Here is a 25,094-nt window from a genome sequence, read left to right as displayed (position 1 = left end):
CTTATATTATAAGGAGGTGCCACATGATTGTATTCGTTTGTTCATTGATTGGTTTCATACTTTTTTTATATTTGGTTCAACGTGGTACGCTGCAACAACAAGAGGAGGCACTGGCTTTATTTGTTATCAAGAGCCGAACACCTGCTTTAACACGGATGATGCTCTTTTTTACAAATTTCGGTAAAGCATTGCCCACGATCATCTTATTATTATTGCTTTATGTTTTTCCAGCTACACAAACTATCCTAGCGCCGAAAGCAGCAGCGAGTGTCTTACTTGTCTCTGCATTCGCTTATCTGATTAAACGGATCGTCCGCAGAGAACGACCAAACGATCATCGGTTAGTCGAAGAAAAAGACCACAGCTTCCCTAGTGCCCATGCTGCTACTTCTGCCGCACTTTATGGAACTGCAGCGATGAATATGGCTTTTCTTTTGCCACCTGCTGTTCTGCCCATGAGCATTCTTGCGGTCCTGCTCAGTTTTATGATTGGGTTCAGTCGCGTTTATTTAGGGATCCATTTTTTGACAGATGTTATCGGTGGGTGGTTTTTAGGATTAGCAGTTGCTGCATTGATCACCATTTTGTTATGATTTTTGGCCTTGCACAGTATCTGTTTGATCATTATAGAATAGCCTCACCTCTCAGTAATAAAAAAAAGACCGCATATACGCGGCCTTTTTTTATGTGATTCTTTATTCGCCTTTATGCAAATCGCGAATCATTTCATCGATCTTATTTCCATATTGAACAGATTCATCTAGTTCAAATTGCAACTCCGGAACTTTATATAATGACAGTGCCTGTCCCAATTCACGACGGACCAACCCTGTTGCTTTCTCTAATCCGGCTTGTGCTTTTTGCTTTTCAGATGCAAGATCACTCAAAGTGCTGTAGAAAATCGTTGCTTGCTGCAAGTCCCCTGTCACGCGAACATCTGTGATGGTAACATCTTGAACACGAGGATCACGGACTTTCTTACGAAGTATTTGATTCACTTCTTTTAAGATTTCTTGGGCAACTCTACGGTCACGATAATTAGCCATTCAAAAAACCTCCCTGATAACTAGTGTCTTAATTCATTGGTACTTCTTCCATTACGTAGCCTTCAATCACATCGTCTACTTTGACATCATTGAATTTCTCGATCATGGCACCACATTCAAACCCTAGTTTTACTTCTTTCACGTCATCTTTGAAACGTTTCAAACTAGCTAATTTTCCTTCATAGATCACGATTCCGTCACGGATTACCCGCACACCGCTGTCACGGCGAATGCTGCCTTCCGTTACATAACAACCGGCGATCGTACCAACTTTAGAAACTTTGTAGGTTTCACGAACGATCATTTGACCAGTGATTTTTTCCTCAAATTCAGGATCAAGCATCCCTTTCATCGCTGTTTCGATTTCTTCGATAGCTTTGTAAATGATTCGGTGTAAACGAATATCGACTTCTTCGGCTTCGGCTTGTTGTTTAGCTTGCGGAGTTGGCCGCACATTGAAACCAATAATGATCGCGTTACTTGCTGCTGCAAGTGTCACGTCACTTTCATTGACTGCTCCAACTGCTGAATGGACAATATTGACCCGAACGCCTTCTACATCGATTTTCTTCAATGAAGCACCCAACGCTTCAGCAGAACCTTGAACATCCGCTTTAATGATTACATTGACTTCTTTTAATTCGCCTTCTTTTAGGCTTTCAAACAGATTGTCAAGCGTTACCCGGCTGCTGGAAGCGCGTTGTTCCATCACGGCGCGTTTCGCGCGTTCTTCCCCTGCTGCACGAGCTGTCTTTTCGTCTTCAAATGTAACGAATCGATCACCCGCTTGCGGCACATCATTCAATCCGGTAATTTCAACTGGTGTAGCTGGTCCCGCTGTTTTGTCCCGACGGCCTAAATCGTTGGTCATCACACGAACTCGACCGAATGTGTTCCCGACGACGATAGGATCACCTACATGTAACGTTCCTTGCTGTACCAATAAGGTAGCAACCGGACCTTTTCCTTTATCCAGACGAGCTTCGATCACTGTACCGATCGCCCGTTGTGATGGATCTGCTTTCAAATCTTCTACTTCAGCAACAAGTAAAATCATTTCCAGCAATTCTTCAATATTTTGACCAAATTTAGCAGAGATTTCTACAAAGATGGTATCGCCACCCCAGGCTTCTGGAATCAATTCATATTCACTTAATTCTTGCATGACATGTTGCGGGTTCGCACCTGGTTTATCGATTTTGTTAACCGCAACGATGATTGGTACTTTTGCTGCTTTAGCATGGTTGATTGCTTCGACAGTTTGTGGCATTACACCGTCATCTGCTGCTACAACTAAAATCGTAATATCAGTGATACTTGCTCCCCGTGCCCGCATACTTGTGAAGGCCGCGTGTCCAGGAGTATCCAAGAAAGTAATTGGTTTGCCATCGATATCGATTTGATAAGCACCGATATGCTGCGTGATCCCACCAGCTTCTCCGCTTGTCACACGAGAATGGCGCAATGTGTCTAATAACGTTGTTTTCCCGTGGTCAACGTGTCCCATGATGGTAACTACCGGCGGACGAGAAACAAGATTTTCTTTGTTTTGTTCTTCTGGTTCAAAGAATTTATCGATATCCGCGATGTCGATTTGAACTTTTTCTTGTGGTTCAATACCGTAATCAGTTGCTAACAATTCGATCGTATCTTTATCCAATGGTTGGTTTTGATTGACCATAACTCCCATCATAAACAACTTCTTGATGATCTCAGCAGGTTCACGATAGATTTTTTTCGCGATATCCGCTACATTCATGCCTTCTGTATATTCCAATACTTCTGGTAATTCACGGAATTTACGTGCTGGAACAGGTGGTTTTTTCTCTTGCTGTTGACGACCTTTTTTCCCTTTTTTGTTAAACTTGTTGCGGTTATTGTTATTGAAATTATTGTTGCGTCCGTTGTAGTTTGACTTACCACGGTTTTGATTTCCACCGCGATTTTGGTTATCACCAGCTGGACGGTTTTGTGTTCCTTGACTGCTAGCCCCTTGGTTTGGACGACTTTGTTGTCCTTGTGCTGGGCGATTTTGACTTTGATTTCCTTGGTTCGGACGATTTTGTTGTCCTTGTGCTGGGCGATTTTGTTGCCCTTGACCGCTAGGACGGTTTTGTTGTCCGGGTTTATTGCTTGATTGATTCGTTGGACGGTTTTGCTGTCCTTGCCGATTGTTTGTGGTTTGATTATTTGGACGATTTTGTTGTCCTTGTGTTCTATTTTGGTTCGTTGGACGATTTTGTTGTCCTTGATTGTTACGATTTTCTTGGTTATTCACTCGATTTTGACTTCCTTGGTTATTTGGTCGATTACTTCCTTGATTTGTTGATCCGTTGTTTTGACTTGTTGGGCGGTTGGGTTGTCCTTGACCATTAGGACGATAATTCGTCGTGTTCCGCTGCCCTTGATTATTGTGTCGGTTCTGGAAGTTAGGATTATTTCTCTGCGTTTTAAATTTCTTTTGCTCTTGTTTTTCCGGCTGGTTGGCTGGTTTCTGATTTGCGGGAGTTGGTTTTGCTGATGATCGATCATTTGGATTGCCGCCTAATGACTGCCGCAATTTTTGCGCCTCTCCATCTGAGATCGCGCCCATGTGATTTTTCACATCAAAGCCTAAAGATTGTGCTTTTTCAACAACCTCTTTGCTCGATTTGTTCCATTCTTTTGCAAGTTCATAAATTCTTTTTTTTCCCATGCAATCACCTTCCTAACCTAATATTAATTCCTGCACCTTCTTTGCAAATCCTGCATCTAGAATGCCCACCACCATTCGCGGTTTGCCAATGGCTGAACTGATTTCATCGGCAGAAAATGTATCTAGGAGCGGAATTTCATAATAAGAACTTTTGTCCTTTATTTTCTTTTGTGTATTTTTACCAGCGTCACTAGCGACAAGTACGAGAGCTGCTCGTTGTTGACGAATCTCTTTTAACGTCATCTCTTCGCCAGTGATCAATTTCCCAGCACGCATGGCTAGTCCTAACATATTCAATGCTTTTTGTTTATTCATTTGCAAATAACTCTCTTCGGGCTTTTTGATGCGTCACATAGTCTAAGAGTTCTTGATAAAATTCATCTGACAATTTCGTCTCTAATACTCTATCCAAGATCCGCTTATCCCAAGCTAATTGCGCTTCCTCTGGTTCGATAGCGATGTACGCTCCTCGACCCGGCATCTTGCCGGATGGATCGATCGCAACGGTTCCTTCTTTCGAACGGGTGATGCGCAGCATTTCTTTTTTGGGAATCATTTCCCCTGAAACAACAGATTTTCGTAAAGGAATTTTTCGTTTTTTCATCGCGATCTCTCCTTGACTTATTTTTCGTCAAAATCCATGTTTTCGTAATCGTCTGCCGTCATATCAGAAGCAATGATCATTTCGTCGTGAGACTCATTATCTTCGATAGTGCTTTCTTGACTTTCAACAGCCTCGCCTTCATCGATATAGGCGCCTTCTTCTAATTTTGCATAAAATTCTTCCATGTCTGACTCCGATTTGATATCGATCTTAAAGCCAGTCAATTTCGCAGCCAAACGGGCATTTTGTCCTCGTTTACCAATGGCAAGCGATAGCTGATAATCAGGTACGACCACCGTACAAGCTTTCGGATTATCCACATCAAAAATAACATCAGTCACTTCTGCTGGATTCAATGCATTTGCAATAAATACCGCTGGATCATCATTCCACTCAACAATATCCATGTTCTCACCTTTTAATTCATTGACGATTGCTTGAACCCGTTGTCCCTTTGGACCAACACAAGTTCCGACAGGATCGACATTAGCATCAAATGAGCGCACAGCTACTTTAGAGCGGTCTCCTGCTTCTCTGACAATGCTGACGATTTCAACTGTACCATCATAAACTTCCGGTACTTCTTGTTCAAATAAACGGCGTAATAAATCAGGATGACTACGGCTTACAAAAACTTGAGGTCCTTTCGAAGTATTTTCGACCCGAGAAACAAATACTTTGATCCGATCGTGAGGTTGATAGAATTCATTTGGCATTTGATCTTGTTTTGATAATACTGCTTCGATTTTTCCAAGGTTCACATAGATATAGCGATTGTCCTGACGTTCAACGATCCCTTGCAGGATATCTTTTTCATAGGCACTGAATTCATTGTAGATGATTGTCCGTTCTGCCTCGCGCACCCGTTGCAAAATGACCTGTTTTGCTGTTTGAGCAGCTATCCGGCCAAAATCTTTCGGGGTCACTTCGAAACGGATCTTATCGCCAATCTCGTAAGCAGGATTGATCGTCATGGCTTCTTTCAAAGACACTTCCAATTGAGAGTCCATTACTTCTTCGGTCACTTCTTTGACTGCATAAACGTGAATATTGCCTTTTTTCTGGTCAAATTCAACTTCTACATTTTGCGCTTGACCATAATGACGTTTGTACGCTGACACTAACGCGGCTTCCAATGCGTCAATGACGATCTCTTTTGAAATGCCTTTTTCTGCTTCCAATGCATCAAGTGCATTTAACATTTCTTTACTCATGATTCTTCCATTCCTCCGTGTTTAAAATTGGATTGCTAAACGAGCTTTGGCAATATTTTTCCGTTCGATCGTTAGTTCTTTTTCTCTTGTTTTGATTCGAATCTTAATGACTAGTTGTTCTTCATCAAAGGACTGCAAAAAGCCTTCAAATTGCTTTTCGCCTTCCACCGGCTGATACAAGGAAAGATGGATATATTCTCCAACTGCACGGTGATAGTCCTCTTCTTTTTTGAGGGGGCGTTCAGCACCAGGCGAGGATACCTCTAAGAAATAGGCTTGTGGGATCGGATCTGGATCACAGGCATCCAATTTATCACTCAGTTGTTCACTGACAAAGGCACATTCTTCAATATCGATTCCGCCCTCTTTGTCAATAAACACCCTTAGAAACCAGCTTTTTCCTTCCTTAACAAATTCTACCTCAACTAATTCAAAATTTTGCGCTTCCAGAATGGGGGTCACAATTGTTGTGACAGTTTCCACCACTGTACTCACACGACATCGCCTCCTTTATTTCTCAACGAAACGAACTTCATTCCATTAAAAAGAGTGAGCGAAAAAACCGCTCACTCACTCTAAGTATCATTACTATGTAAATATAACATAGTTTACTAACAAATTCAAGTATCCTAGCATTTTATGGCTTTTTCTGAAAATTTTACATCCTATTTCTTAAGATTTCTTCCTTCAGAATACTTCCTTGTTCCCTCTATCTCAAAATAGGCAGCTGTCTTTCTTGATTCAAGCAATGAAGGCGACAAGCTTCGTGATGACTTGTGGAAGCAAAGCTTTCGGATCAAAGTCCATCGGCGCTTGATCAGGAAAAAAGTGCCATATGCGGTAGCCATAAACGCCCAGAACAGCAATCATCAGTCCAAGCCAAAAGTAGCGATTTTGATTGATACGCTGAACCATGGGCTTTTTCCAGAAAATGACAAGTAACACTAGCAAAGGAATGAGCCAAAAAAGTGGATGAAAATAAAAAGCGCCTTGTATGTCACCTTCAAAAAGATGCAAATAGGCGCGAGTCATTCCACATCCAGGGCAAGGAACCCCCGTCAGCAGTTTAAACGGACACATTAATAATCGGTCCAATCATCAGTGTCTTGAGTAACTGATTGGCTTGCAGAATCTGCAGACTCCCACACTTGATTCATATCCGATTGTAAAATGGCCATATTGATAATGTCCAAACCAAAAATCGCTAAGACAACAAACAACACTTTATTATCATTGATACGTGGAAATTTCGTTTTTTCCTGTGCAGTGATAAAAATGTCCGCGATTCGATACCACCAATAAATTTGGTACAACCCGCAAGTAATGATCGTCAACAACACAGACATGCCTGGGGTAAGGCGATAATCTTCACTATATTCTGTCAAATCTTGCGTGGTTTGGTATAGCCAGAAAAGTGAATAGATGCCGCAAGTAATAATAGTTAGTAAAATCACCATTAAAATGGACTTTTTCTTGGATTGATAATTTTGATACATCGGTTACTCCTTCTAAAAGATTGAATCTTTTTACTTTTCTTCCAATTATACACCAATCCAAAAAAGTAGAAAGTCCTTTTAAAGGAAATTTATTTCAATAATAATGAAAAAAAAGGATGTAATCTAAGCTTTTTAATAAACGAAACCTCTGAAGGACATTGGGGATGCTGTTAATCTCCAACTAGTCACCAGTAATAACGCCAGCTGGACAAACACTTTTTTCCCACTGTCATTCGGATAGTCTCATTTTTTGCTTCTATTACAATCCTTTTATTACAATCCTTTTATTACAATCCTTTTATTACAATCCTTTTATTACAATCCTTTTAATTGATTTATGCGCGACTATAATTTTTTACTTCTGCTGCCATTGCATCAACAAAGATATTTAGTTCTTCAACGTTCGTTTCTTTGCTGCCGTAACGACGAATATTGACAGTTGCATCTTTGACTTCTTGATCTCCGACAACTAACTGATAAGGAATTTTTTGCATTTGTGATGCGCGAATTTTGTAGCCCATTTTTTCATTGCGATCGTCCACTTCCACACGTAAACCTTGTGATTGAAGACGTTCTTTGATCTCATAAGCATAATCGCTGTGTGCATCGACTGAAACAGGAATGATCGTTGCTTGGATCGGTGCCAACCAAGTTGGAAATGCGCCTTTGTAAACTTCTGTTAAGTAGGCAACGAAACGTTCCATTGTTGAAACGATCCCGCGATGGATCACGACGGGACGATGTGTATTTTCACCATCTTCACCAACATAAGTTAAGTCGAAACGTTCTGGTAATAAGAAATCTAATTGGATCGTGGAAAGCGTTTCTTCCATGCCCAAAGCAGTTTTTACTTGAACGTCTAATTTTGGACCATAGAACGCTGCTTCCCCTTCTGCTTCGAAATAATCCAAATTCAATTCATCCATCGCTGCTTTCAGCATGGTTTGGGCATTTTCCCACATCGCATCATCATCAAAGTATTTATCTTTGTTTTCTGGATCACGATAGCTTAAACGGAAGCGGTAATCTGTTACATTGAAATCTTTATAGACTTCAACCATCAAATCCAAAGTCCGTTTGAATTCATCTTTGATTTGATCAGGACGAACAAATGTATGTCCATCATTTAGAGTCATTTCCCGAACCCGTTGCAACCCAGAAAGAGCGCCAGATTTTTCGTAACGGTGCATCATCCCTAATTCAGCGATTCGAATCGGCAATTCACGATAAGAGTGAATATCGTTTTTGTAGACCATCATATGATGGGGGCAATTCATTGGACGAAGAACGAGCATTTCCCCATCTCCCATGTCCATTGGCGGAAACATATCTTCATGATAATGATCCCAGTGTCCTGAAGTCTTATAAAGATCAACATTGGCCATGATTGGTGTATAAACGTGTTGGTAACCCAAGCTTACTTCCTTGTCCACGATGTAGCGTTCAATGGTACGACGAATGGTTGCACCTTTTGGCAACCAAAATGGTAGACCAGCACCAACTTCTGGAGAGAGCATGAATAAGTCTAACTCTTTCCCTAGCTTGCGGTGATCCCGCTCTTTGGCTTCTTCTCGTAAACGAATGAATTCTTTCAACTCTTTTTTGTCAAAGAACGCTGTTCCATAGACCCGTTGCATCATTTGGTTATTTGAATTTCCACGCCAGTAAGCTCCTGCCACAGATAAAAGTTTGAACACTTGAATCCGTCCTGTTGATGGCACGTGAGGCCCGCGGCATAGATCAACAAACTCTCCTTGTTGATAGGCAGTAATCGTTTCATCTTCTGGTAGTTCACTGATCAATTCTACTTTATATGGATCTTCAGCAAATAGTTCTAAAGCTTCTTTTTTCGATAATACACGACGTTCGATCGGTAGATTTTCTTTCACGATTTTCATCATTTCTGCTTCAATTGCTGGTAAATCTTCGGCAGTTACAGGGCTTTCTCCATTATCTGTATCATAATAGAATCCTGTATCGATAGCTGGTCCCACGCCAAAATGAATGTTTGGATAAAGGCGACGCATCGCCTGAGCCATTAAGTGAGCTGCTGAATGGCGAACCAAGCCTAAAGCATCCTCATGATCCGGTGTGACGATTTCGATTTGTGCATCCTCTTCAATCCCTCGATCAAGATCAATCAACTGACCATTGACCTTTCCTGCTAAGGCTTTTTTCGCTAAACTTTTAGAGATTCCTTCAGCAATTTCTTTTGTTGTGATGCCAACTGCAAATTCTTTTTTCGCCCCATCTGGGAATGTAATTGTTAGTGTCATTTGTTTTCCCCCTACTGATTTATTTGATCAATGAATGATTCGAACCAAAAAAAGTCCTAGTATCAGATAACGATACTAGGACGAAGATTTCGTGGTTCCACCTAATTTCAAATACAACAACGCTGTATTTCTTTGACGGGATAACGGTACGACCGCCTTTGTTTCAACAAAGGTTTGAAAAAGTGGTCATCCATTGGTTTTCTTCCAGGAAATTTTCAGCCGTGATTTCCCTCTCTTATCGAAGACTCTCAAATTCAGGTGTCTTTTTCATCAATCAATTATGGCTTCATTTAACCACTATCTGCTTAAAAAATCAAGTAAATTATTTCCAATCACCATTAACTGCATACTGTCCTTTTTTCATTTCGTTGATAATGACATGAATATGTTCTTTAGGTGCCCCAGTATTTTTGTGGACTGCTTCAGTAATTTCTTTCATCATATTGGTCAATTGTTCTTGCGATCGGCCTTCTACTAATTCTACATGAATAAATGGCATAGTCATCACTCCTCTGTTCATTAGTATACGCTTCTTAATTATGCTCTGCAATAACCTGCTCTATTATCGAATGACTGTCCCTTATCAAGAATAAGCGTTTCTGACAATCTAAAGATTCTTCCATTTCATTTGGCTGGATCTTCACGCCATTTTCTCGAATGCCATTTTTGAACATACTTCATCACCTTACTGGCTTCCTCTTCATGGTACAAAAATTGGTGTTGTCTGCTTACATAACGAGCAATCTCATCAAATAGTTGAACGATTTTCCATAATGATTCGCCGCAAGTTTCAACAGATGAAAAACAAAGTGCCGTCAACCGCTCATACTCTTCTTCTGATAAATAATTTTGAAGATATTTATGGTTCTTTCCGGTACTGAGACGATAGTCTGCTTGATGCGCTAGATACCAGTCATATTGCCGAAGCAACTCTTGCCAGCAAATTTGGTACAAATGGTCGGCGGCATAGAAAAGCTGATTTCTGACAAGCCCTTTGACGACATAAGTCGCTACCCACCAAAATTCGTTACAACTGTCATGAAACGCTTTTTCTGTCGGTGGTTTAATCCAAAAGATAGAGGCATCAGGAACTGTCATTCCCTGCAGAAGTTCTTTTGGATCATAGAGACGCTCAAGAAAGGGTTCAGCTTGCAACAAATGGATCAATTCAACCGGGCAAAGCATCAAGTCTATGCGATTGCCATCTTCAAAATGCATCAAGAATGTAAAACGTCCTCCCAAAGAGGGTTGCGAAAGCACAGAACTTTCTGGAGTCTGCATGATCATGATCTGTCCGAATTCTTCCAGCCAGCTAGGTTCTGCTATTAGTTCTTGCATATTGTCAACAATATAAACGATATCATAATCTTGAAACCGATCGCTTATTGCATCAGGTTCTCGCCGGGACCCAGAGATTGCGATTGCTTGGACACCTATTTTTTGACCAACTCGTAAAATCACTGCTAGCATTTCAGCTTCATTCCGCACAGGTATCCTCCCTTTCTTTGATCCAATTGATCTCAAAAGCATACTTAAATTTTACCATAGAACGATTTTTCAGACGACATTTGCAAAGATTATATGCTATAATTTTATGTCGCAATTTTTTTAAGGAGGATTCCTTGTGAACGAACGTCAAAAAGAACAACTACATGTCGATGATACGATCGCATTGATTCGAAGAGAACAAATGGTCTTAGCGCAGCAAAAAGCGGACTTGGCTACAAAAATGGAGGATCAGTTAAAAGAGATTTCCGAAAAGAAGATTCGTGGTGGTGACAGCGAAGCTTTTTACGAATCTGTTGTTGAATATCAGCAACACGAGCAAGAATTGCTGTTAAAATATCGAACAGCGGAATCTCAAGAGAAAAGGGTCAAAACATTGGAAACAATGGCTAGCAATCCTTATTTTGCCAGAATTGATTTTCAGGAAGAACAAGAAAAAGAAACACTTTATCTAGGGATCGCCTCTTTAAGGGATCAGCAAGAAGAAACAATTGTCATCGATTGGCGGGCACCTATCGCAAATTTATATTACGAAGGAGAATTAGGCGAAACGTTTTATGAAACAGAAACCGATCGCTTTACAGTTGAGTTGTTGCTGAAGCGTCAATTCAAAATTCAAGAAGGCCAGATTTTGTCTATGGTGGACACTTCAGAAATCATCAATGATGAGTTTTTGCTGGAAATTTTAGACGAAGCCTCTTCTTCTCAAATGAAAAATATTGTCTCAACGATCCAAAAAGCACAAAATCAGATCATTCGTGATACTACTAGCAAGTTCATGCTGATTGAAGGAATTGCCGGCAGTGGTAAAACATCGGCACTGTTGCAACGGGTGGCGTTCTTGCTTTATCGCAACCGCAAATGGCTGGATGAAGAACAAGTCTTGCTTTTCTCTCCCAATCATTTATTTTCCGATTATATTTCAATGGTCTTGCCTTCTCTTGGGGAAAGTGAAGTGCCAACACGTACGTTCCACCATTTCATCCAAAGAGCTCTGCCCAATTTCCAAATCACAAAAGAAACACAGCTAGAAGAAACTTTCTTATCAGGAGCAGACGATCGGATTGAAAAGATCAAAAGCAGTCTGAAACTTGTCAAATTGATTCAACGATACGTACAGAAGATTTCTGTGATCGGTCCGTTATTTCGTGATTTAAAAATTCAAGGACAGACATACATTACGAAAGAACAAATCCGTCGTTGGTATCAAGAAACAAATCAAGAGCTTCCTTTGTATCAACGGAGTCAATTATTACAAACAAAATTACTGAAAAAAATCGGTGGTCTTGAAAAAGATGAGGCCAAAAAAGATTGGGTCAAAGAAGCAACCGAAGAGCAGTTGCAGCAACATTTTGCCAAAGATCCTTATCAGGAGTACACCGAAGAAAATGAACGCCGATTGCGTAAGCAAATCCGGCAGCAAATCGTTAAGAAAAAATTCCGCTCACTAACTCGTGGTGTCAAACAATACCAGTTTATCAACCAAACCAAGCAGTATTTACATTTCTTACAGGCAGTTCCTAAGACGTTGTTAGACGAACAAGCGATCCGTGACGAAGATTGGCAACAACATCTCCGACTTCTGAGAGAAGGTCTGCGGCAACGCCAATTGACCCAAGAAGATGCCGTGCTATTCTTTTTGCTGATCAAACAACTTTACCCAATCTATGTGGATGAAAAAGCACGGTTTATTTTCATTGATGAGATGCAGGATTTTCCGCCTGCTCAAGTGGCTCTCTTACGTCAATTATATCCTAAAGCCGGAATTACTTTATGTGGTGATTTAAATCAAAAGGTCTACGGTAATGAAACGATCGTTGGTTCGTTGGAAGAGTTGTTTCCTGCTGACAGCGTGACTCGGTATCAATTAAAAACCAGCTATCGTTCAACGAAAGAAATCACGGATTTTGCCAACCAATTCTTAACTGGTTCCGATCAAGTTGAATTGACAGCACGCGAAGGGGCTCTCCCTCAAGTCATTCAAACCGAGAACGAAACAGTTGGTCTGGACTACTTGCAGCAAGCATTAACCAAATCACAGTCACACTGGCGCACAGCTATCATCTGTAAGACAGCTGCCGACTGCCGAGCGCTTTATGCCCAGCTCTCTGAAGAGATGCAGGATCAAGTTCAATTAATTACTTCAGAGGAAGATTTTATGAAACGTAAAATCATGATTTTTCCAGCCTTTTTAGCTAAAGGGTTGGAATTTGATCAAGTATTCTTATGGACGTATGGGACTTCTTTTGTGACGGAGCAAGATCAATTGATCTTCTATACCATGGCGACCCGTGCCATGCACCAATTGATTGTTTTGCAAAATAACACCAATCAATTGCTAGAGAAAGCTGATCCCGCAACCTACGCATTACAATTGCTTTAAGGAAAGCGATTGATACATCAAAAAAACGAGAGCAAGCGGACAATCCCTTGCTCTCGTTTTTGCTTAGCGATAAATGATCAATCAAACAATATTCTTCTCGACAAAAGCCTTGTTTGATCGGTATTTGTTTTGTCATTTTTTTACAGGGTTCGATCACCCCTTCAATTCACCGATAAAGAGTCTCGTTTCTGGATATTTCATCGCGACAATCGTCAAAATCATCTGAAGTTCTGAAACATTTTCTTCATTGTCAGGATCAAAGATTTTACTATGTTTTCCAATACTGCCATTGTCGATCAATCGATAGATCCGGTTCCATTCCATAAATTGTTCGACATCTGTAAAGTGACTGAGGGGAAAACCGGAACCATCTAGAATTTCTGTTAAACGAAAAGCAATATAAGAACTGTCGATCACATATTCCCTTTCAGGATCAATTTGACTACTTTTCTGAAAATCAATGATTGCTTTTTCTGGACGATGATGCAGCAGCCACTCTAACAACAAGAAAAAGCCTTCCATCCGATAATTGTCCAAAAATAAGCGTTGGGACGCTTCCGATACTCGAAAAACCAGCGGGATCAAAAAATTCCGTTTATAAATCAGTAAAGGCGCACGATCTACCGTCACATTCAAGTAACGATTCAAATAGGTGGCTCCACGAAAGCCGCCCAAACGGTATCCCTCTACACCGTATTTTTTGTATTTGCGGCACAGTGCAGAACAATCAGAAACTGAGACAGATACTTCTGCTAATTTATCGTATCCGCTTAAAATCCGATCAAAAGGCTCTAAAACGATTTTTTCTTCCAACTCTGCCGCTCCCTTCTTGCTCATACTGCTAATTACTTAAATAATAACATAAAAAAAGCGATTAAACCAAAAGAAATACCCCTTTGTTTTTTGAAAACGATAAAAATGAAAGTAAAAAAACACCCCCGAAAGCACAGATAAACTTTCAAGGATGTCTTACTTTTATTCTTCTTCGCTGTCTGCTACATTATGATAAACGTTTTGGACATCTTCTAAGTCTTCTAGTGCATCGATCATTTTTTCAAATTTTTCAAGATCTTCTCCAGTCAAAGTGACTTCATTTTGAGGAATCATTTGCATCTCAGCAATTGAAAACTCAGTAATTCCTTTTTCTTTTAAAGCTTCTTGAATCACATGAAAATCACTAGGTTCTCCATGGACGATGATTTGACCATCTTCTTCAAGAACATCGCGCACGTCGATGTCTTTTTCCATCAAGTATTCTAAGATGTCATCTGCATCCGTACCAGAAAAACCAAATAATGCCGTATTATCAAACATGTAAGCAACCGCGCCAGAAACACCCATGTTTCCGCCATTTTTACCAAAAGCTGCTCGTACGTCTGCTGCTGTACGGTTAACATTATTCGTCAATGTATCGACGATAACCATTGAACCATTTGGTCCGAACCCTTCATAACGCAATTCGGAGTATTGTTCATCCCCTGAACCTTTTGCTTTCTCAATTGCTCGGTCAATGATGTGTTTTGGTACATTGTATGTTTTTGCACGTTCAATAACAAAGCGCAATTTTTGGTTCGCATGAGGATCAGGATCACCTGATTTTGCTGCCGCGTAGATTTCGATTCCAAATTTTGCATAAACTCGGCTATTGTTTGCATCCTTAGCAGTTTTCTTTGCTACGATATTTGCCCATTTACGACCCATAATTTCACTTCGCTTTCTTTATAATCAAAATTCCTTAATCATTATACTTGTGATTTCCTGTTCTGTGAAGTAATTTCAGTTCAATTCTTTAGAAAAATAGGGGAACGACCAAAATTTTGTTCTACAATCTGTGGTGATGCCAACTGATAGATTTGATCTACCCGTAAAGAATACCCAAAACGCTCGCTTTCCTTTTTGCCAAATTTAGAAATGAGCGGCAGGTCTGTCTTCTTTTTAACTTGCTTTAAATAAGTTTGACCTGCTGTTGTAAACCCCAAAATACGAATCCCGGTATTCTTTTGCGCTTGTTGGACTTCTTCACTGGTTGCTTGAAACAATAGATAACACATCAACCGCTGAAGTCTAGTTCTAGTATACCGTTTTGTTTTCAGAAGTGCCATAAATTCCGCAAAAGAAGTGGCGTGTAAACAATCTTTGATCCGATATTCTAATCCTTCGGTCACTTGATACCGGGTTCGCAATTGTTCAAGAGGGGTTGCGATAAGTTGGTACTGCAACAATGGCCAAAAAAACTCCCAATCAATCGTTTGGTCTAATAAATCATTTCTTACACTTTCAGGAACGTACCCTTTAATCTCTTGACCTGCCTTCACAGCTTTGCGAATAGCCGTCGCACTGGCAATCATCCCACCAGACAATTCTTGTGAGTGATAGGCCGCTTGTTTCCTTGAAATCGGCAACAGTTTCATTGGTGATGGATACTGACATGTTTCACGAGCATAGCGCATGCCCAATATGTGATTAGGCAAATGAGCCTCTGCCAAAAAGTCTGGATAGACTGCTGCAAAAGCCGCATGCATTTTTTGTGTATAGGTTTGGTTCTCAGAAGCATTCTCTTGAAAAAACTGGTCGATGACTTCTTGATTGTTTTGCTCAAAATGCGCAAATGCTTCATAATCAAACGGTTCGGGAGCGTCCGTTCCAAAACATAAAAAGGAGCAATCCAATGATTGCAGAATGCTAATTGCTCCTTTTGCAAAGAAATCAGCTGATTGAACTGACCAAGCCGGCGGTAATTCTACAATTAGATCCACGCCGTTTTCGAGTGCAGCTCGAGCACGCTGCCATTTGTCAACGATTGCCGGTTCTCCTCGCTGCAAAAAGTTGCCACTCATCACCGCCACAACAACATCCGCTCCGGATGCTTTTCTAGCTTGCTGGACATGAAATTCATGGCCATTATGAAAAGGATTATACTCTACAACAATACCGCATGCTTGCATTTCTCCACTCCTTTCTCCCATCAGCAAATAAATTTAAGTTCTTTTTAATCTAAAAAAACCGCAAACAATCAAAGCTTGCGGCAGACAAAGAACCAACGACGGCTCTTTTCATTTGGCGGACTATCAATAAAGTCTGCATACATTTCGATTTCAGAGAAGCCGGCATTTTCTAACATCCGCTGATAACTTTCAAGCGAATAGGTGCGTTCTCGGTGTAGTTCATCCATTCGTTGGAAAGTTCCATCCTCATTTTGCACAAAAAAAGTCAAAAAATGTTCAATGCTGTGAGGAACTTCTCCTTGGTAACTTTCCCAGAGAAAGGCAAACTCATCTGTTTGATAGTGGTAGCTGTAATCAGGGAATACTTCATCGATCTGGTACGTTGAGTGTACATCGAACATAAATACCCCGTCGTCACGCAAACTGTTATAAACCCCATCGAAAACTTGCTGGACACTTTGCTCATCTTCCATATAACAGATTGAGTCAGAGTAACAAGTGATCGCTTCGTAGGTTCCCACATCTGTCAGATCCAGCATGTCCCCTTCTACCAATTGGATGGGCGTATCCTCTTGTTCCGCCCGCTGACTGGCGATCATCAACATTTCTTCTGAAAGGTCTAAGCCGGTTACATCAAAACCCGCTTTAGCGAATTCTACTGCTAATGCACCTGTTCCGCAGGCTAATTCCATGATTTGTTTTTTTTCACCTAAATGACAGCAAGAAAAATCCAGCCACTTTTGATAGAGACTGGAATCCATTACTTCGTCATAGACAAAAGCAAATGTTTCGTAGGCCATTATTAAGCCACGACCCATTCATTCAGATCAACAAGCGGTGCATCTGACCATAATTTTTCTAAATTATAAAACGCACGTTCTGAAGCGTTGAAAACGTGAACGATGACATCACCAAGATCAATCAAGACCCATTTACCACCATCTTTTCCTTCAACACGGCGAACCTCCACTTGGTTTTCTTCTTCTTTGTCAAGAACTTCATCAATGATGGCATTGATTTGTCTTTCACTGTTTCCTGAACAAATCACAAAGTAATCGGCTAATAATGAAATTTCACGAACGTCTAATGCCATAATATCTTCGGCATGTTTTGAATCTGCTGCTTTAACAGCAATTTCTAAAATTCTCTGGCTATCTATGGTAATTCCCTCCTAATGGTTTGCGACCCAATGATTGTATGTTTCAATCGTCTTGGGATAAATTGGTGCTTCCTTTTCAATCAAATAAAGCAATGTATGTTTCGTTTCGTAAGCTACTGCAGCGTCAAGATCAATCATAGCTAATTCACGGGCTTCTTTCACACCAGGAAATGATCGACCAGGTTCGATATAATCGGCAACGTAAATGATCTTATCCAACAAACTCATTTCTGCAGCGCCAGTCGTATGGATACGAATGGCTTGTAGGATCTCTTCGTCATCGATGCCTAACTCTCGCTGAACAAAATCGGCTCCCACAATACCATGCCAAATAGCATTGCTCCAATTGAGCAATTCCAGATCAAAACCATCTCGCCGAATGACAAGCTGGAATTCTTCATCTGGACGCTCTTTGGCATAATCATGAGTCAGCGCAGCGATACTGGCTTTTTCCGGTGAAGCACCGAATTTTTCAGCCAATGCGACAGCCGTTTTTTCTACCCCTAGTACATGCTGAAATCGTTTTTGGCTCATATGCATTTGTACTTCCTGCATCAATAATTCGCGTTCAGCAGGCGTATACTGTTGGCTATTCATCCAGATACAGCCCCTTTTCTTGAATATAGTTTAACACATTTTCCGGCAATAAGTAGCGAATCGAGCATCCTTGTTGCACTTTCTTACGAATTATTGTGGAGCTGATATCCATCAAAGGCACATCGATCCAAATGATCGGATAGGGTGTTTCAACGGGATAACTAGGACGACGAACCCCGACGAAGGTGACCAACTCCATCAATTCATCAATCCGATGCCACTTCGGCAAGTATTGTACCATGTCGCCGCCAATAATAAAGTAATAACTTGTATCAGGGTTCTTTTCAGTCAGTTCCTTCATTGTATCAAAAGTATAGCTTTTCCCTTTGCGTTTCAATTCAATGTCTTCAATCGCAAATCGGGGATTATCCGCAATCGCTAACTGTAACATTGCCAGTCGGTGAGCAGCCGGGATCGTCTTTTTTTCATCGACATGCGGCGGAAGATACTCAGGCATAAAATAGACTTTATCCAAGCCCAAAGCTTGCCCAACTTCTTCACCCATGACCAAGTGGGTATAGTGAACGGGGTTGAAATTCCCCCCCAGTATGCCCACTTGTTTTTTAGGCGCTTGATAAGCCGCTTCTGTTGTATATAAGGTCTGAACTTTGCCAAACGAATTTCCTTGCATGTCAAATCACTCCTATAATGAACGTACGTTTACAGAGATTTTTTGATATTTTTCTTTTGTAGATGGTTTGAATAACACAATCACGCGTCCAATGATTTGAACAACCTCGCATTGAATCGCTTCACTGATTGCTGCAGCAGCGTCCTCCGCCACTTCGTCGGTATTTTGCAATAAAGATACCTTGATCAATTCTCTTTTTTCTAGCGCTTCTTCGATTTGATTGATCATTGCCTCATTCAACCCGCCTTTGCCAATCTGAAAAATCGGTGTTAAATGATGCGCTTCACTGCGTAAAAACCGCTTTTGTTTTCCTCGTAATTCCATGTTCTGCCTTCTTCCTTTAAATTAATGCTTTCCGTTTGATCACATCAACGCCTTTGGGTGCCCAACCAGCAACAACTCCTGGTTTTGTGACTGTGATCCATCCTAAACCTGCAAAAACAATATCTGTTTTTTCTTTGATCGAAAATTCAAAGCGAACTAACTCCGGAAAATCAGCTAACTCATCAGGACGAGGCGGTTGTAAAAGACCACCAACATGTTTTTGATAAAAGGCATCAGCTTTTTCTAACTTCGTGCGATGCAGCACCACATCATTTGCTACATAAGCAATGAATGAGCTGCGCTCTCCTTGAATAAAGTCAAAACGTGCCACTCCTCCGAAAAAGAGTGTTTGGCCAGCATTCAATTGGTAGCTTTTCGGTTTGATTTCCTTATTCGGCGCCACGATTTTTAAATCTTTCTTTCCAAGGTAATGAGCCATCTGATGTCGGTGGATGATCCCTGGAGTGTCGATCAAAAAGTGACCGTCGTCGAGAGGAATTTCGATTTTATCAAGGGTTGTCCCTGGAAAACGAGAAGTAGTAATCAATTCTTGGACTCCAGCCGTCTGTTTGATGATTTGATTGATCAATGTCGACTTACCAACATTCGTAACACCTACCACATAGACATCTCGACCTTCTCGATAATGATCGATCGCCTGTAACAATTCAGTCATTTCGGCGGCTTTTTTTGCACTTGTCAATAAAACATCGATTGGACGCAGCCCTGCTTCATGGGCACGCTCTCTCATCCATTGGGTCATTTTTGATTTCTTCAATGACTTTGGCAAGATATCCACTTTATTGCCCACTAGCAACACAGGATTGTCTCCCACAAAACGATGAAGTCCTGGAATCAACGAACCGTTAAAATCAAAGATATCCACTACATTTACGATTAATGCATCTTTTTGACCGAGTTCGTTCAGTAAACGCAGAAAATCATCGTCTGTCAGCGAGACATCTTGGATTTCATTGTAATGTCGCAAGCGGAAACAGCGTTGGCAATAGACTTCTCCGGTTTCTAACCCTTTCTCTAATGCAGAGAGCGGTGTATAACCAAGCTCTGTTGGATTTTCTGTCTGGATCAGCGCGCCACAGCCAATACAATGAATCATTTCTTCATTCATTATCAAATTCCACCTCGCCATTTCATTTCTGGATTGTGTTTCAATAAATACTTCATAATTCTTCGCTCCAGCAAACGGTTGAATTGTGTTTTCCATGAATCCGTATTAATGATCGGCTTCACTAAGATACTACGGACCCCTGCTCGATTAGCACCTTGAATGTCGGTCATGATTTGGTCACCGATCATCACAACATCTTCTTTTTGCAAGCCGAGTTGGCGGTATCCTTGCTTGATGCCACGAGAAAAAGGTTTCAATGCTCGATGGACGTATTGCAAACCAAAGGGCGCCACTGCCCGTGCGACCCGTTCACTATTATTGTTTGAAACGACAATCACCGGGATTCCCGCATTCTTCATTTCTAACAACCAATTTTTTAGCTCTTCACTACCGTCAGGATCATTCCAAGCAATCAGGGTATTATCAAGGTCAGTTAGAACAGCTTTGATGCCTTGCTTCTTAAGTTGATGGGGAGTGATCTGATAGATGGCATCGACCATCCAAGTCGGTTTAAATTTTGAAAACATAGATTCTCCTTGATTCTTTTATTCATGTGACAAAAATAGTCAATTTGTTGACACGTCTAGATAAAAACAGCTTGTCAGCTGACAAGTCGTCAATCAGTCCCCACAGGGTCACTGATGATTATTTAAAGGCATCCTACTTATAATGCTACTTTCAACCTGTAATTATACAATAGAATCGTGTGAAATACTAGACTGAGCTACAACTCTCAGCAACAGATTTTCATCTAGTTGAAAAAAGCAACGGATCATCCACTGCTACTTTCTTTAAAAAATAAAAAAGCCGAACGATCAGAGGAGTGAGCAATCAATGCAGATTACTTCTGCAGCTTCCTTCCTCAAGAATCGTTCAGACAATTCATTGTTTTTCATCTTGACCGATATGAACGCACATCACACTAACCAACTTCATGGTCTAAAAAAGATCATAAGACTTTTGCCAGAAAATCGATTGTCCGCGGATTTTGCGGTGCATCAAATATTTGAGCAGGAGTCCCCTCTTCCATAATGACCCCTTGGTCCATGAAAAGAACGCGGTCGCCAACCTCTTTGGCAAATCCCATTTCATGGGTAACGATCACCATCGTCATCCCTTCTTGAGCCAAACGCTGCATGACACTCAATACCTCACCGACCATTTCCGGGTCTAACGCCGATGTCGGTTCGTCAAACAACATCACTTCTGGCTGCATCGCCAATGCGCGAGCAATAGCGATCCGTTGCATTTGTCCTCCGGATAAGCTTTGGGGATAAGCTTTTGCTTTATCCGGCAACCCTACGTCAGTCAACAGTTTCTCTCCGATTTTCCGAGCGTCTTCTTTAGACATTTTTTTTACTTTGATTGGCGACAATGTAATATTATCCATTACTGTCAGATTGGGGAAGAGGTTAAAGTTTTGAAAAACCATGCCTAATTTTTCCCGCATTTGATAAATATCATTTTTTTTGTCAGTAATGTCCGTCCCCTTAAAGTAAATATTGCCGCTTGTTGGTTCTTCTAACAAATTCAAGCAGCGTAAAAAAGTACTCTTTCCCGATCCGGAAGGTCCAATCACAACAACGACCTCACCTTTTTTGATTTCAGTATTGATACCTTTAAGCACCTGATTTGTTCCAAATGTTTTGTGTAAATTCTTTACTTTGATCATTGTATCCATCTTTTTTCCTCCTATCGCCGGTAACCTTTGCCGAGTTTTTTCTCCCATAGATTCAACAAGCGGGAGGTGGTAAACGTTAAAATAAAGTAAATTACAGCGGCAACATATAAAGGAGTTAATGGCTGATACGAACTTGTCACAACAATTTGTGCGCTATTCATCAATTCGTAGATACCGATAGTGGATAACAAAGAAGAGTCTTTGATCAAAACAATGAACTCGTTACCTAGAGGAGGCAAGATATTACGCAAAGCTTGAGGTAAAATAACATACCGCATCGCTTGTGCAGGACGCAATCCTAGCGAACCAGCTGCTTCTGATTGACCAAAATCGACTGCATTGATACCACCACGAACGATTTCAGCAACGTAAGCCCCTGAGTTCAATGAAAGGGCGATAATCCCTGGAAATAGTCGTCCAAAGTCAAGATTCAACACACCAAACGAAATCGTCGGCAGTGAGAACAGCCCCTGCAACAACCCAAATGCAATCAATATCTGAACCAGCATCGGTGTTCCCCGTAACACTTCGATATACGTATTAGCGATCCAGCGTAATGGTTTTACTTTTGATAACTTCATCAATGCAAAGGTGATTCCGAGGATGGTGCCTAGGATCACTGTAATAATGGAGATGACAATCGTAATCAATACCCCTGAGATAAAGTAAGGATAATAAGTCGACAAGAAGGAAAAATCCATAAATTTACTACTCCGATCTATTCAGCCGCATTTTCGTTGGCTAAGTCTGTATTCTTTTGAACGTATTCATTAATTGTCCCTTTATCATTCAATTCTTTCAAAATACGGTTCAATTCATCTTTTAATTCTGTGCTGCCTTTTGGTAGAGCGATAGCATAAGAATCATCTGGTGAAGCTTCCAAAGCAATGTCAGCCACTGCCAAATCATCATTTTGAGCAACATATGAGTCTGCAACGGCACTTTCAAGTACTAGCCCATCGATCGATCCTTGTTTCAATTCATTGATCAAGTTAGGCACTTTCGCAATCGAAACCAATTGTGAGTCAGCTAATTGGTTTTGAACCACAGCCTCTTGGATCGATCCTTTTTGGGCGCCTACCTTCTTTCCTGAAAAGTCATCGATTGCAGACAATGCATCCGTATTGTCCTTTTTGATCACGATTTTTTGTTCAGGTGTAAAGTAGTTGTCAGTAAAATCAAATGTTTGTTTTCTTTCATCAGTTGCTGAGATCCCAGAAACCGCAATATCCGCTTTTCCTTGGCTCAATGCAGTTAGAACAGCATTGAACTCCAAATCCATTACATTGACTTTGACGCCTAATTCTTTGGCGATTTCATTTACCAGATCAATGTCCGCGCCGACGATTTGGTCTTTGCCATCAATCAAAGCATGGAACTCAAAAGGTGCAAAATCAGCTGATGTCGCTACATTTAATACACCAGCAGACTTGATAGCTTCTAGCTGATTTTGATCTCCTTTTTTTGACGAATCAGTGCTTGATGATCCACCATTCCCACATGCAGCTAAAGTTAATAAAGCAGCAACTGTTATAAATCCACTCATCAATTTCTTCATTTGTTTTCTCCCCTTATAAAATAAATAATTATGCATATATCCCCATCTTTATTCAGAATATATACATAATACCACAATGTTATTGAATTTCAAACAACTATCTGCTGATGTTTATTATATTAGAGAAATTTCACAAGGACAAATAAAAAAGCTTGAAATCAATGACGGATCAAAAATCGACATTGATATCAAACTTATGATTAAAATTTGCGAAAACGCTGATAGCGCTCAGCAAGGAGTTGATCTATATTCTTTTGTGCTAGAGCAGCGATCTTTTTGGTGATTGCCGATCGCATTTCCGCGATCACTGTCTCTTTCGACAACAGTTCACCGTCGATGGTCTCGGGAATCACTTTTTCGATCACTCCAAGCTTGTGCAACTCTTGCGCTGTTATTTTCATGAGTCCGGCAGCTTCTTTCGCACGGCTTCCATCTTTCCAGAGGATCGATGCAAAGCCTTCCGGGGATAAAATCGCATAGATAGAATGTTCCATCATCCATACTTCATCCCCTAAAGCCAATGCCAAAGCTCCACCACTGCCGCCTTCGCCAATAATGATTGCCAAGATTGGTACTTTTAAATCTGACATTTCTAAGAGATTGCGCGCAATCGCTTCTCCTTCGCCACGCTCTTCAGCGCCGACGCCGCAATAGGCACCTGCTGTATTGATCAATGTGATAACAGGCCGTTGAAATTTCTCCGCTTGTTTCATTAGCCGCAACGCTTTTCGGTAACCTTCTGGATGAGGAGCACCAAAATTTCGTCGAAGGTTCTCTGGCAGGTTCCGCCCTTTTTGGATACCGATCACTGTCACAGGTTTCCCATCTAAGGCAGCGACCCCGCCCACAACAGCTTCATCATCGGCATAGAGACGATCCCCATGGAATTCCTGAAAATCGCTAAAAACATGTTCAAAGTAATCAAGTGCCGTCAAACGATCTTTGCTGCGGGCTAACTCAACGATCTCATGTGCCGCTTCAATCATTTGTCATCCACCCCTTTGTCGTATGCAATTTAAGCAATTGGGAAATTCGTTCCCTTAATTGTGTCCGTGGAACGATTTGATCGACAAAACCATGTTCCAACAAGAACTCTGCTTTTTGGAAGTCTTCTGGCAGTTCTTGTCGAATCGTTTGTTCGATCACTCGTCTCCCCGCAAACCCAATCAATGCCTGCGGTTCAGCGAGAATCACATCTCCTTCCATTGCAAAACTTGCTGTTACGCCTCCGGTAGTTGGATCTGTCAAGACTGTCAAATAAAATAAACCGGCTTCACTATGACGCTTCACTGCTGCAGAGATCTTAGCCATCTGCATCAATGAAAAAATCCCTTCTTGCATCCGTGCACCACCAGAAGCAGTGAATAATACAACGGGTAAGTTCTTCGCAAGCGCTCGCTCAAACAATCGAGTGATTTTTTCACCTACGACAGTTCCCATACTTCCCATAATAAAGTTGGAATCCATGATTCCTATTGCCACAGGTTGCTGATTGATTGTCGCTTCTCCAGTTAACACGGCTTCATGAAGACCAGTTTTTTCCTGTACGGAAGCTATTTTTTCGAGATAATCAGGAAAGTTGAGAGGATCTTCTGTTTTCACATCTGTATCCCATTCTTCCAAGCTTTTTTCGTCGATCGTTAATGCGATTCTTTCCCAGGCACTGATACGGAAATTATAGCCACAATGAGGACAGACTTTTTCTGCGCCCATTTCTTTTGTATATAAGGTCCGTTTACAGCTGGGACATTTCGCCCAAAGATTGTCGGGCACTGTTGGTTCATTGGCAGGTGCCTGGCCGCGATTAGGATTGATGCGAATGTAATTCTTCTTTTTAAATAAAGCCATTC

General features: G+C 41.0%; 28 protein-coding genes. 2 read left to right on the top strand and 26 right to left on the bottom strand.

Translation table 11 applies throughout. The annotated features are described in order from the left end of the window. Window positions 1-23: 23 nt before the first annotated feature. A complete protein-coding gene (locus tag ACTFWY_RS03180; RefSeq protein ID WP_005471304.1) occupies window positions 24-593 on the top strand; it encodes a phosphatase PAP2 family protein in 570 nt (189 codons plus the stop codon). 102 nt (window positions 594-695) lie between these two features. Here the strand turns inward: ACTFWY_RS03180 and rbfA are convergent, their stop codons facing one another. From rbfA to ACTFWY_RS03125, 11 genes are all read right to left on the bottom strand, one after another. Next, window positions 696-1,046 carry a 30S ribosome-binding factor RbfA gene (rbfA, locus tag ACTFWY_RS03175; RefSeq protein ID WP_005471299.1) on the bottom strand — a complete coding sequence of 117 codons (351 nt, stop codon included), beginning with the start codon at window positions 1,044-1,046 and terminating at the stop codon, window positions 696-698. 28 nt (window positions 1,047-1,074) lie between these two features. Further along, entirely contained in the window at window positions 1,075-3,741 is a 2,667-nt protein-coding gene (infB, locus tag ACTFWY_RS03170) for a translation initiation factor IF-2 (protein ID WP_156247442.1), read from the bottom strand. Window positions 3,742-3,753: 12 nt separating this feature from the next. Continuing rightward, window positions 3,754-4,056, bottom strand: a complete 303-nt coding sequence (locus tag ACTFWY_RS03165) for a YlxQ-related RNA-binding protein (protein WP_005471295.1) — start codon at window positions 4,054-4,056, stop codon at window positions 3,754-3,756. Continuing rightward, a complete protein-coding gene (rnpM, locus tag ACTFWY_RS03160) occupies window positions 4,049-4,345 on the bottom strand; it encodes an RNase P modulator RnpM (RefSeq protein WP_003126378.1) in 297 nt (98 codons plus the stop codon). Before rnpM ends, ACTFWY_RS03165 begins: the two co-directional genes overlap by 8 nt. 17 nt (window positions 4,346-4,362) lie before the next feature. Then, on the bottom strand, window positions 4,363-5,559 hold the full coding sequence (nusA, locus tag ACTFWY_RS03155) for a transcription termination factor NusA (RefSeq protein ID WP_311810605.1): 1,197 nt from the start codon (window positions 5,557-5,559) through the stop codon (window positions 4,363-4,365). A gap of 21 nt (window positions 5,560-5,580) precedes the next feature. Continuing rightward, window positions 5,581-6,054: a ribosome maturation factor RimP gene (rimP, locus tag ACTFWY_RS03150; protein ID WP_003126376.1), complete on the bottom strand. Its 474-nt coding sequence runs from the start codon at window positions 6,052-6,054 to the stop codon at window positions 5,581-5,583. A 246-nt stretch (window positions 6,055-6,300) separates the two neighbouring features. Next, window positions 6,301-6,639, bottom strand: a complete 339-nt coding sequence (locus tag ACTFWY_RS03145; protein WP_113849607.1) for a DUF2752 domain-containing protein — start codon at window positions 6,637-6,639, stop codon at window positions 6,301-6,303. Continuing rightward, window positions 6,639-7,055: a DUF4234 domain-containing protein gene (locus ACTFWY_RS03140; protein WP_003126374.1), complete on the bottom strand. Its 417-nt coding sequence runs from the start codon at window positions 7,053-7,055 to the stop codon at window positions 6,639-6,641. Before ACTFWY_RS03140 ends, ACTFWY_RS03145 begins: the two co-directional genes overlap by 1 nt. 335 nt (window positions 7,056-7,390) lie before the next feature. Beyond that, window positions 7,391-9,331 carry a threonine--tRNA ligase gene (thrS, locus tag ACTFWY_RS03135; protein WP_041119746.1) on the bottom strand — a complete coding sequence of 647 codons (1,941 nt, stop codon included), beginning with the start codon at window positions 9,329-9,331 and terminating at the stop codon, window positions 7,391-7,393. 322 nt (window positions 9,332-9,653) lie between these two features. Further along, window positions 9,654-9,830, bottom strand: a complete 177-nt coding sequence (locus ACTFWY_RS03130) for a 2-hydroxymuconate tautomerase (protein ID WP_005471289.1) — start codon at window positions 9,828-9,830, stop codon at window positions 9,654-9,656. A gap of 125 nt (window positions 9,831-9,955) precedes the next feature. After that, entirely contained in the window at window positions 9,956-10,819 is an 864-nt protein-coding gene (locus ACTFWY_RS03125; RefSeq protein WP_242387040.1) for an aminoglycoside 6-adenylyltransferase, read from the bottom strand. 136 nt (window positions 10,820-10,955) lie between these two features. Between ACTFWY_RS03125 and helD the strand changes: the two genes are divergently transcribed. Beyond that, window positions 10,956-13,220 (top strand): RNA polymerase recycling motor HelD, encoded by a 2,265-nt coding sequence (helD, locus tag ACTFWY_RS03120; protein ID WP_138372023.1) that lies wholly within the window; start codon window positions 10,956-10,958, stop codon window positions 13,218-13,220. A 153-nt stretch (window positions 13,221-13,373) separates the two neighbouring features. Here helD and ACTFWY_RS03115 read toward each other — a convergent pair whose 3' ends face one another. The 15 genes from ACTFWY_RS03115 to accD form a co-directional block, all read right to left on the bottom strand. After that, window positions 13,374-14,033 (bottom strand): hypothetical protein, encoded by a 660-nt coding sequence (locus tag ACTFWY_RS03115; protein ID WP_081132191.1) that lies wholly within the window; start codon window positions 14,031-14,033, stop codon window positions 13,374-13,376. Window positions 14,034-14,195: 162 nt separating this feature from the next. After that, window positions 14,196-14,921, bottom strand: a complete 726-nt coding sequence (locus ACTFWY_RS03110) for a YebC/PmpR family DNA-binding transcriptional regulator (RefSeq protein ID WP_003126366.1) — start codon at window positions 14,919-14,921, stop codon at window positions 14,196-14,198. An 80-nt stretch (window positions 14,922-15,001) separates the two neighbouring features. Further along, the gene (locus ACTFWY_RS03105) at window positions 15,002-16,165 is read right to left on the bottom strand and encodes a nucleotidyltransferase (RefSeq protein WP_103299749.1); all 1,164 of its coding nucleotides are present in this window, start codon (window positions 16,163-16,165) and stop codon (window positions 15,002-15,004) included. 68 nt (window positions 16,166-16,233) lie between these two features. Next, window positions 16,234-16,965, bottom strand: coding sequence for a class I SAM-dependent DNA methyltransferase (locus ACTFWY_RS03100; protein ID WP_160806202.1), 732 nt, complete (start codon window positions 16,963-16,965; stop codon window positions 16,234-16,236). Between the two features lie 2 nt (window positions 16,966-16,967). Continuing rightward, complete coding sequence (gene rsfS / locus ACTFWY_RS03095; RefSeq protein ID WP_071870132.1) at window positions 16,968-17,309, bottom strand: ribosome silencing factor; 342 nt, start codon at window positions 17,307-17,309, stop codon at window positions 16,968-16,970. Between the two features lie 27 nt (window positions 17,310-17,336). After that, on the bottom strand, window positions 17,337-17,921 hold the full coding sequence (gene yqeK, locus ACTFWY_RS03090) for a bis(5'-nucleosyl)-tetraphosphatase (symmetrical) YqeK (RefSeq protein WP_003126361.1): 585 nt from the start codon (window positions 17,919-17,921) through the stop codon (window positions 17,337-17,339). Next, window positions 17,914-18,552 carry a nicotinate-nucleotide adenylyltransferase gene (locus ACTFWY_RS03085; RefSeq protein WP_003126360.1) on the bottom strand — a complete coding sequence of 213 codons (639 nt, stop codon included), beginning with the start codon at window positions 18,550-18,552 and terminating at the stop codon, window positions 17,914-17,916. Before ACTFWY_RS03085 ends, yqeK begins: the two co-directional genes overlap by 8 nt. A 12-nt stretch (window positions 18,553-18,564) precedes the next feature. Next, a complete protein-coding gene (yhbY, locus tag ACTFWY_RS03080; protein ID WP_060813376.1) occupies window positions 18,565-18,876 on the bottom strand; it encodes a ribosome assembly RNA-binding protein YhbY in 312 nt (103 codons plus the stop codon). 16 nt (window positions 18,877-18,892) lie between these two features. Then, on the bottom strand, window positions 18,893-20,005 hold the full coding sequence (gene yqeH, locus ACTFWY_RS03075; protein WP_003126358.1) for a ribosome biogenesis GTPase YqeH: 1,113 nt from the start codon (window positions 20,003-20,005) through the stop codon (window positions 18,893-18,895). Between the two features lie 2 nt (window positions 20,006-20,007). Next, complete coding sequence (locus ACTFWY_RS03070; RefSeq protein ID WP_003126357.1) at window positions 20,008-20,532, bottom strand: YqeG family HAD IIIA-type phosphatase; 525 nt, start codon at window positions 20,530-20,532, stop codon at window positions 20,008-20,010. Between the two features lie 422 nt (window positions 20,533-20,954). Beyond that, window positions 20,955-21,686: an amino acid ABC transporter ATP-binding protein gene (locus ACTFWY_RS03065; protein ID WP_003126356.1), complete on the bottom strand. Its 732-nt coding sequence runs from the start codon at window positions 21,684-21,686 to the stop codon at window positions 20,955-20,957. 11 nt (window positions 21,687-21,697) lie between these two features. Then, a complete protein-coding gene (locus ACTFWY_RS03060) occupies window positions 21,698-22,387 on the bottom strand; it encodes an amino acid ABC transporter permease (protein WP_005471270.1) in 690 nt (229 codons plus the stop codon). 17 nt (window positions 22,388-22,404) lie between these two features. Next, window positions 22,405-23,244, bottom strand: coding sequence for a transporter substrate-binding domain-containing protein (locus ACTFWY_RS03055; RefSeq protein WP_005471269.1), 840 nt, complete (start codon window positions 23,242-23,244; stop codon window positions 22,405-22,407). 200 nt (window positions 23,245-23,444) lie between these two features. Beyond that, on the bottom strand, window positions 23,445-24,230 hold the full coding sequence (locus ACTFWY_RS03050; protein ID WP_003126354.1) for an acetyl-CoA carboxylase carboxyl transferase subunit alpha: 786 nt from the start codon (window positions 24,228-24,230) through the stop codon (window positions 23,445-23,447). Beyond that, window positions 24,223-25,092: an acetyl-CoA carboxylase, carboxyltransferase subunit beta gene (gene accD / locus ACTFWY_RS03045; RefSeq protein ID WP_081132187.1), complete on the bottom strand. Its 870-nt coding sequence runs from the start codon at window positions 25,090-25,092 to the stop codon at window positions 24,223-24,225. The genes ACTFWY_RS03050 and accD overlap by 8 nt, the downstream gene beginning before the upstream one ends. Window positions 25,093-25,094: the final 2 nt, after the last annotated feature.

Origin of the sequence: Enterococcus sp. 125944 (assembly GCF_051909435.1) — a bacterium.
Taxonomy (GTDB): Bacteria; Bacillota; Bacilli; order Lactobacillales; family Enterococcaceae; genus Enterococcus_D; species Enterococcus_D gallinarum.
Note: the sequence above shows the minus strand (reverse complement) of the source record. Positions and strands in the feature narration are given on the sequence as shown.

Excerpts from the sequence above, each read along its gene's own strand:
- ACTFWY_RS03065 (WP_003126356.1), bottom strand. The coding sequence starts at position 21,686 with ATGGATACAATGATCAAAGTAAAGAATTTACACAAAACATTTGGAACA.
- ACTFWY_RS03070 (WP_003126357.1), bottom strand. The coding sequence starts at position 20,532 with ATGTTTTCAAAATTTAAACCGACTTGGATGGTCGATGCCATCTATCAG.
- yqeK (WP_003126361.1), bottom strand. The coding sequence starts at position 17,921 with ATGAATAGCCAACAGTATACGCCTGCTGAACGCGAATTATTGATGCAG.
- yqeH (WP_003126358.1), bottom strand. The coding sequence starts at position 20,005 with ATGAATGAAGAAATGATTCATTGTATTGGCTGTGGCGCGCTGATCCAG.
- ACTFWY_RS03165 (WP_005471295.1), bottom strand. The coding sequence starts at position 4,056 with ATGAATAAACAAAAAGCATTGAATATGTTAGGACTAGCCATGCGTGCT.
- rnpM (WP_003126378.1), bottom strand. The coding sequence starts at position 4,345 with ATGAAAAAACGAAAAATTCCTTTACGAAAATCTGTTGTTTCAGGGGAA.
- ACTFWY_RS03145 (WP_113849607.1), bottom strand. The coding sequence starts at position 6,639 with ATGTGTCCGTTTAAACTGCTGACGGGGGTTCCTTGCCCTGGATGTGGA.
- ACTFWY_RS03085 (WP_003126360.1), bottom strand. The coding sequence starts at position 18,552 with ATGCAAGGAAATTCGTTTGGCAAAGTTCAGACCTTATATACAACAGAA.
- thrS (WP_041119746.1), bottom strand. The coding sequence starts at position 9,331 with ATGACACTAACAATTACATTCCCAGATGGGGCGAAAAAAGAATTTGCA.
- ACTFWY_RS03050 (WP_003126354.1), bottom strand. The coding sequence starts at position 24,230 with ATGATTGAAGCGGCACATGAGATCGTTGAGTTAGCCCGCAGCAAAGAT.
- ACTFWY_RS03055 (WP_005471269.1), bottom strand. The coding sequence starts at position 23,244 with ATGAAGAAATTGATGAGTGGATTTATAACAGTTGCTGCTTTATTAACT.
- ACTFWY_RS03105 (WP_103299749.1), bottom strand. The coding sequence starts at position 16,165 with ATGCAAGCATGCGGTATTGTTGTAGAGTATAATCCTTTTCATAATGGC.
- accD (WP_081132187.1), bottom strand. The coding sequence starts at position 25,092 with ATGGCTTTATTTAAAAAGAAGAATTACATTCGCATCAATCCTAATCGC.
- infB (WP_156247442.1), bottom strand. The coding sequence starts at position 3,741 with ATGGGAAAAAAAAGAATTTATGAACTTGCAAAAGAATGGAACAAATCG.
- yhbY (WP_060813376.1), bottom strand. The coding sequence starts at position 18,876 with ATGGAATTACGAGGAAAACAAAAGCGGTTTTTACGCAGTGAAGCGCAT.
- ACTFWY_RS03140 (WP_003126374.1), bottom strand. The coding sequence starts at position 7,055 with ATGTATCAAAATTATCAATCCAAGAAAAAGTCCATTTTAATGGTGATT.
- ACTFWY_RS03180 (WP_005471304.1), top strand. The coding sequence starts at position 24 with ATGATTGTATTCGTTTGTTCATTGATTGGTTTCATACTTTTTTTATAT.
- ACTFWY_RS03110 (WP_003126366.1), bottom strand. The coding sequence starts at position 14,921 with ATGGGTCGTAAATGGGCAAATATCGTAGCAAAGAAAACTGCTAAGGAT.
- rbfA (WP_005471299.1), bottom strand. The coding sequence starts at position 1,046 with ATGGCTAATTATCGTGACCGTAGAGTTGCCCAAGAAATCTTAAAAGAA.
- ACTFWY_RS03060 (WP_005471270.1), bottom strand. The coding sequence starts at position 22,387 with ATGGATTTTTCCTTCTTGTCGACTTATTATCCTTACTTTATCTCAGGG.
- ACTFWY_RS03100 (WP_160806202.1), bottom strand. The coding sequence starts at position 16,965 with ATGGCCTACGAAACATTTGCTTTTGTCTATGACGAAGTAATGGATTCC.
- ACTFWY_RS03130 (WP_005471289.1), bottom strand. The coding sequence starts at position 9,830 with ATGCCATTTATTCATGTAGAATTAGTAGAAGGCCGATCGCAAGAACAA.
- nusA (WP_311810605.1), bottom strand. The coding sequence starts at position 5,559 with ATGAGTAAAGAAATGTTAAATGCACTTGATGCATTGGAAGCAGAAAAA.